Source organism: Intestinibacter sp., from assembly GCF_051866655.1.
Classification (GTDB): Bacteria; Bacillota; Clostridia; order Peptostreptococcales; family Peptostreptococcaceae; genus Intestinibacter.
In genome coordinates this window covers 1-5,700 of record NZ_JBJDXL010000150.1, presented here as the reverse complement: position 1 = coordinate 5,700, position 5,700 = coordinate 1, and the positions used below count along the sequence as shown (strand labels likewise).

General features: G+C 31.6%; 4 protein-coding genes and 1 pseudogene. All 5 read right to left on the bottom strand.

What is annotated here, in order from left to right:
• Positions 1 to 170 precede the first annotated feature (170 nt).
• Positions 171 to 1,349 (bottom strand): molecular chaperone DnaJ, encoded by a 1,179-nt coding sequence (gene dnaJ / locus ACI3VO_RS04315; protein ID WP_439756741.1) that lies wholly within the window; start codon positions 1,347 to 1,349, stop codon positions 171 to 173.
• Between the two features lie 151 nt (positions 1,350 to 1,500).
• Positions 1,501 to 3,357 (bottom strand): molecular chaperone DnaK, encoded by a 1,857-nt coding sequence (dnaK, locus tag ACI3VO_RS04310; protein ID WP_439756740.1) that lies wholly within the window; start codon positions 3,355 to 3,357, stop codon positions 1,501 to 1,503.
• Between the two features lie 94 nt (positions 3,358 to 3,451).
• Positions 3,452 to 4,057 carry a nucleotide exchange factor GrpE gene (gene grpE / locus ACI3VO_RS04305; protein WP_439756739.1) on the bottom strand — a complete coding sequence of 202 codons (606 nt, stop codon included), beginning with the start codon at positions 4,055 to 4,057 and terminating at the stop codon, positions 3,452 to 3,454.
• A 30-nt stretch (positions 4,058 to 4,087) separates the two neighbouring features.
• Positions 4,088 to 5,107: a heat-inducible transcriptional repressor HrcA gene (gene hrcA / locus ACI3VO_RS04300; RefSeq protein ID WP_439756738.1), complete on the bottom strand. Its 1,020-nt coding sequence runs from the start codon at positions 5,105 to 5,107 to the stop codon at positions 4,088 to 4,090.
• Positions 5,108 to 5,201: 94 nt separating this feature from the next.
• Positions 5,202 to 5,700: pseudogene (locus ACI3VO_RS04295) on the bottom strand (radical SAM family heme chaperone HemW); the annotation flags it as partial.

The following is a 5,700-nucleotide window of genomic DNA, read 5'->3' as shown; positions in this document are numbered from 1 at the left end:
AATCTTATTACATTATAATATATTTAACTACTATTTTTTACAAATTTATAACATTTTCTAACTTTTATTATAATTTTTTCACTTATAAAAAATATTAAATCTTATAAAACTATAAATAAAAAAAGTATTTTAAATAGCAACAAAACTATCTAAAATACTTTTTAACAAATCTATTTCTTAAAACCTTTGAAAAGATCATCTATCTTCTTCTTCCAGTTCCTCTGTTTTTCATGAACCTTAGTCCCGCAAGCTTCACCGAATTTTCTTAACAATTCTTTTTGTTCATCGTTTAATTTCTTAGGTGTATCTATTACGACCTTAACGTATTGGTCACCTCTAGAATTACTTCTTAATTTTGGTATACCTTTTTCTTTAAGTCTAAATACTGTACCTGTTTGAGTTCCTTCAGGTAGAGAATATGAAACCTTTCCATCTAATGTAGGTACTTCTAATTTGTCACCTAATGCTGCTTGAACAAAAGTTATAGGCATTTCTATATAAACATCGTATCCATCTCTTGTGAAAATTGGATGTCTTTGGACATTTACTACGATGTATAAATCTCCTCTAGGGCCACCTTTTTCACCTATTTCACCTTGTCCTGAAAGTTTTATCATTTGTCCATCATCTATACCTGCTGGTATATCGACTTCTATAGTCTTAGACTTTCTTATGCTACCTTTTCCATGGCATTTAGGACATGGATTTTCGTTTATTTCTCCTTCACCATTACATGTAGAACAAGTTCTTTGAGTGGCTATATTACCAAATGGAGTTCTTTGAACACTTTGAACTTGACCTGTTCCGTGACAAGTTGGACAAGTTTTTTTAGATGTTCCAGCTTTTGCACCACTACCATGACATTCTTCACATTCTTCGCTTCTATTTAATTTTACTTTTAGCTTTTTACCGAATGCAGCTTCTTCAAAAGTAATTGTAACTGATTGTTTTATATCAGCACCACGTCTTGGACCTCTTCTTCTAGATGATCCACCGCCTCCGAAGCCACCGCCAAAGCCGCCAGATCCAAATATATCTCCGAATATATCTTCAAATCCGCCGAAGCCGCCGCCTCCGAAACCACCACCGAAGCCTTGACCTCCACCAAAGCCTCCTTGGTTATTTAAGCCGTCGTGTCCAAATCTATCGTAAGTACTTCTCTTTTCTTCATCAGATAATACTTCATAAGCTTCATTGATTTCTTTAAATTTTTCTTCTGCTTCTTTATCTCCAGGATTTTTATCTGGATGGTATTTCATAGCTAATTTTCTGTAAGCTTTTTTAATTTCTTTAGCGTCTGCACTTTTACTTACCCCAAGCACCTCATAGTAATCTCTTTTTTCACTCAAGGATTTCACCACCTTTACATCTTACAAAACAATAGCTTGTAGAATGTTAAACTACAAGCTATTATAAATTTATTTTAACAGACTAATCTCTCTAAGTACTTTTAAAAAGTACGTCGCCTTTTATTATACACGAATCCTCTGTTTTTGTAACCTATTTATCGTCAACTTCTGTAAAATCTGCATCTACTACGTTGTCGTCATTTCCTTGGCTAGCACCTTGGTCATATCCTGCATCTCCTGCTCCACCTTGTGCTTGTTGTTGAGCTTGTGCTTGTTGATACATTTGTTCAGATATCTTATGGAATTTATTCATAACTTCATCTATTGCAGTTTTGATTTCACTAGCAGTTGCATCTTGTTTATCTTTAACTGATTTTAAGTTTGCTAAAGCACCTTCTATAGCTGATTTATCATCTGCACTTACTTTATCTCCTAATTCATTTAAAGTTTTTTCAGTTTGATAAATAGTTGATTCAGCTTGGTTTAATGCTTCTATTTTTTCTTTCTTTTGTTTATCTGCTTCAGCATTCATTTCTGCTTCTTTAACTTTTCTTTCTATTTCTTCTTCAGTTAAGTTAGTTCCTGAAGTTATAGTAACTTTTTGTTCTTTTCCAGTTCCTAAGTCTTTAGCTGATACGTTAACTATACCATTTGAGTCTATATCAAATGTAACTTCTATTTGAGGTATTCCTCTTGGAGCTGGTGGTATTTCAGATAATTGGAATCTACCTAATGTAGTATTATCATAAGCCATTGATCTTTCACCTTGTAATACGTGTATATCAACAGCAGTTTGGTTATCAGCAGCAGTTGAGAATACTTGAGATTTCTTAGTTGGTATTGTTGTATTTCTTTCTATTATCTTAGTAAATACGTTACCTAATGTTTCTATACCTAATGATAATGGAGTAACATCAAGTAATAATACGTCGTTAACTTCACCAGTTAATACACCAGCTTGTATAGCAGCACCAGCAGCAACACATTCATCTGGGTTTATACCTTTGTGAGGTTCTTTTCCTATAAATCTCTTAACAGCTTCTTGTACTGCAGGTATTCTTGTAGAACCACCTACTAATAATACATCGTCTATTTCTGATACTGAAAGTCCAGCATCTGATAAAGCACTCTTAGTTGGTCCCATAGTTTTTTCTACTAAATGAGCAGTTAATTCATCGAATTTAGCTCTTGTTAAATCTATATTCATATGTTTTGGACCTTCTGCAGTTGCAGTTATGAATGGTAGATTTATATTTGATGTCATTGTTGAAGATAATTCTTTTTTAGCTTTTTCAGCAGCTTCTTTTAATCTTTGTAAAGCCATCTTATCGTTTCTTAAATCTACACCTTCAGCTTTTTGGAATTCATCAGCTAAATAATCTATTATAACTTTATCGAAGTCGTCTCCACCTAATCTGTTGTTACCAGCAGTAGCTAAAACTTCAAAAGTACCATCGCCGATTTCTAGTAATGATACGTCGAATGTACCACCACCTAAGTCGAATACTAAGATTTTTTTATCTTCGTCTAACTTATCCATACCATATGCTAAAGCTGCAGCTGTTGGTTCATTTACTATTCTCTTAACATCAAGTCCTGCTATTCTACCTGCATCCTTAGTTGCTTGTCTTTGTGCATCTGTGAAGTATGCTGGAACTGTTATAACTGCTTCAGTTACTGTTTGACCTAAGTAGCTTTCAGCATCTGCTTTTAATTTTTGAAGTATTATAGCTGATATTTCTTGTGGAGTATATCCTTTACCATCTATATCAACTTTATAATCTGTACCCATATGAGTTTTTATTGATGATACAGTTCTTTCTGCATTTGTAACTGCTTGTCTTTTTGCAGGTTCCCCTACTATTCTTTCACCATCTTTTGTAAATGCTACTACTGATGGTGTAGTTCTCATCCCTTCTGTGTTTGCTATTATTTGAGGTTCTCCACCTTCTAATACTGCTACACAAGAGTTTGTTGTACCTAAATCTATACCTATTACTTTTGCCATTTTAAAACGCCTCCTGAAAATTTTCATTCTTAATTATTATTTATTAGCTACTTATTGCACTAGCTATTTATTATTTACAAATTTATCAATCTCATTAGCAAGATACTTTAACCATTGTAGGTCTTATTACCTTTGTACCTAGCTTGTATCCCTTTTGTAGTACCATTACAACTTTGTTTGGTTCTACACCTTCAACACTTTCTTGCATTACTGCCATATGGAAATTTGGATCAAAATCAGCATCTTCTGCTTCTATTTCTTCTACTCCAAATTTAGCAAGTGAATCCTTTAGTTGTTTATAAACTAAATCTACACCTTTGAAAAGAGCGTCTTCTTTATCTGTACATGCATCTAATGCTCTTTCCATATTATCTATAACTGGTATTAATTCAGTTATTATCTTTTCATTTGCAAATATGCCTATAGTTTCTTTTTCTTGTTGTGTTCTTCTCATGTAATTAGCATATTCTGCTTGAAGTCTTTTATATTTATCTTCAGACTGTTCTATTTTAGATTCTAATTCTTTTATTTGATCGTTGACTTTCTTTTCTTCTAATTTAGAATTTATATCTGTCACATTGTCATCTTCAGTTTGTTCTGTATCAGCTTCTTCAGCTACTTGATCTTCAATAACTACTTGATCTTTGTCTGAAGTACTTGCTTCACTTTTAACTTCAGATTGCACATCCTTATTTTCCAAGATATTACACCCCTCGATTCCTTTTATTTTCTATTTATTATTAAGTAATATATTCATATAATTTATTATTGAATATATTCTAGAATAATCCATTCTAGTCGGTCCTATAAAGCTTATGCGACCTATTTGTTCATTGTCTACTTTATATGTAGCTGTCACAACACTACAATCCTTAGCCTCTTTACAATCATTATCGCTACCAATTATTATATTAGTATTATCTTTTAATATGCCCTTTGATTGTATAATCTGTGCTACAGTTTCTTTTGTCTCAAGCATATCTAAAAAGCTTCTAGCCTTTAGCACATCATTAAATTCTGGATAATTAAGTATATTTGTAACTCCATTTAAGCTAATTGAAACATCATCTTCTGATACATTAGAATTCAATATACTAAGTAGCTTATCCACTATTGAAGAATATTCTCCTATTTCATATTTTATAAAAGCTATTAAATTGTTATCAATATCTGTTATGCTCTTTCCTGCAAGCTTCTTAGTAAGATTATCAGAAATTATATTCAACTTAGCTTGATCTAAATACTTTTTGGTGAAAATATCAGTTTTCTTTATATCACCAGTATCTGTTACAACTATCAATAAAATACTATGCTCTGCCATACTAACTAGTTGTATATGTTTAATTACACTAGGCTTTACTAATTGTCTTGTAGTACCTATTGTAGTGTAATTAGTAAGCTGTGATAACATCTTAGATGTTTCATGAATTAAACTTTGTATATGGTTCATATTACTTTCCACACATTTTTCTATAACTTGTTTATCGTTATCGTTTAACTCATTAGTTCCCATTAACAAATCTACATATAATTTATAACCTTTTTCTGTTGGCACCCTACCTGCTGATGTATGTGGTTGAACTAGATATCCTAATTCCTCTAAATCAGCCATTTCATTTCTTATAGTCGCAGCACTAACACCAAGATTATGCTTCTTAGAAATTGTTCTAGATCCTACAGCTTCAGCTGTTTCAATATAATCTTTAACTATCGCTTTGAGGATTTTCATTTTTCTTTCATTAAGTTCCATATAAGTTCCTCCTTGCTGTTAGCACTCACTAAATCCGAGTGCTAAAAAGATTATATATATTATATACCATTTATTTTTTTGTTTGTCAATACTTTTAATCTATATAATCTAAAAAAACGCTGTTTGATATTTCCCTTCCTCTCTGAGTAAGTTTAATACCTTTATGTGTCTTTATTATTAAATTTAAATCAATTTGTTTATTTAACTGTTCTCTATACTTACTTTCAAAATCTATACCAAACTCCTCAAAGTCCTTAAAAATTATACCTTCATTCATTCTAAGACCCATAATAATTTTTTCTTCTATTTTGTCCTTTAAGGTCAATTCTTCGAAAAATTCTATAGGCTTTTGATTATTAGATAACTTGTCATGATAAGAATCTAGACTTCTTTCGTTGTTGTATCTAATATTATTAATATATCCAGATGCTCCTGGTCCTAAACCTATATAATTTTTACATTTCCAGTACAATATGTTGTGCTTGCATTCATATCCCTCTCTAGCGTAATTAGATATCTCATATTGGTTGTAGCCTTTTGATTTTAAATAATTTATAGTGTATTCGTACATTTCAATATCTAAATCCTCATCA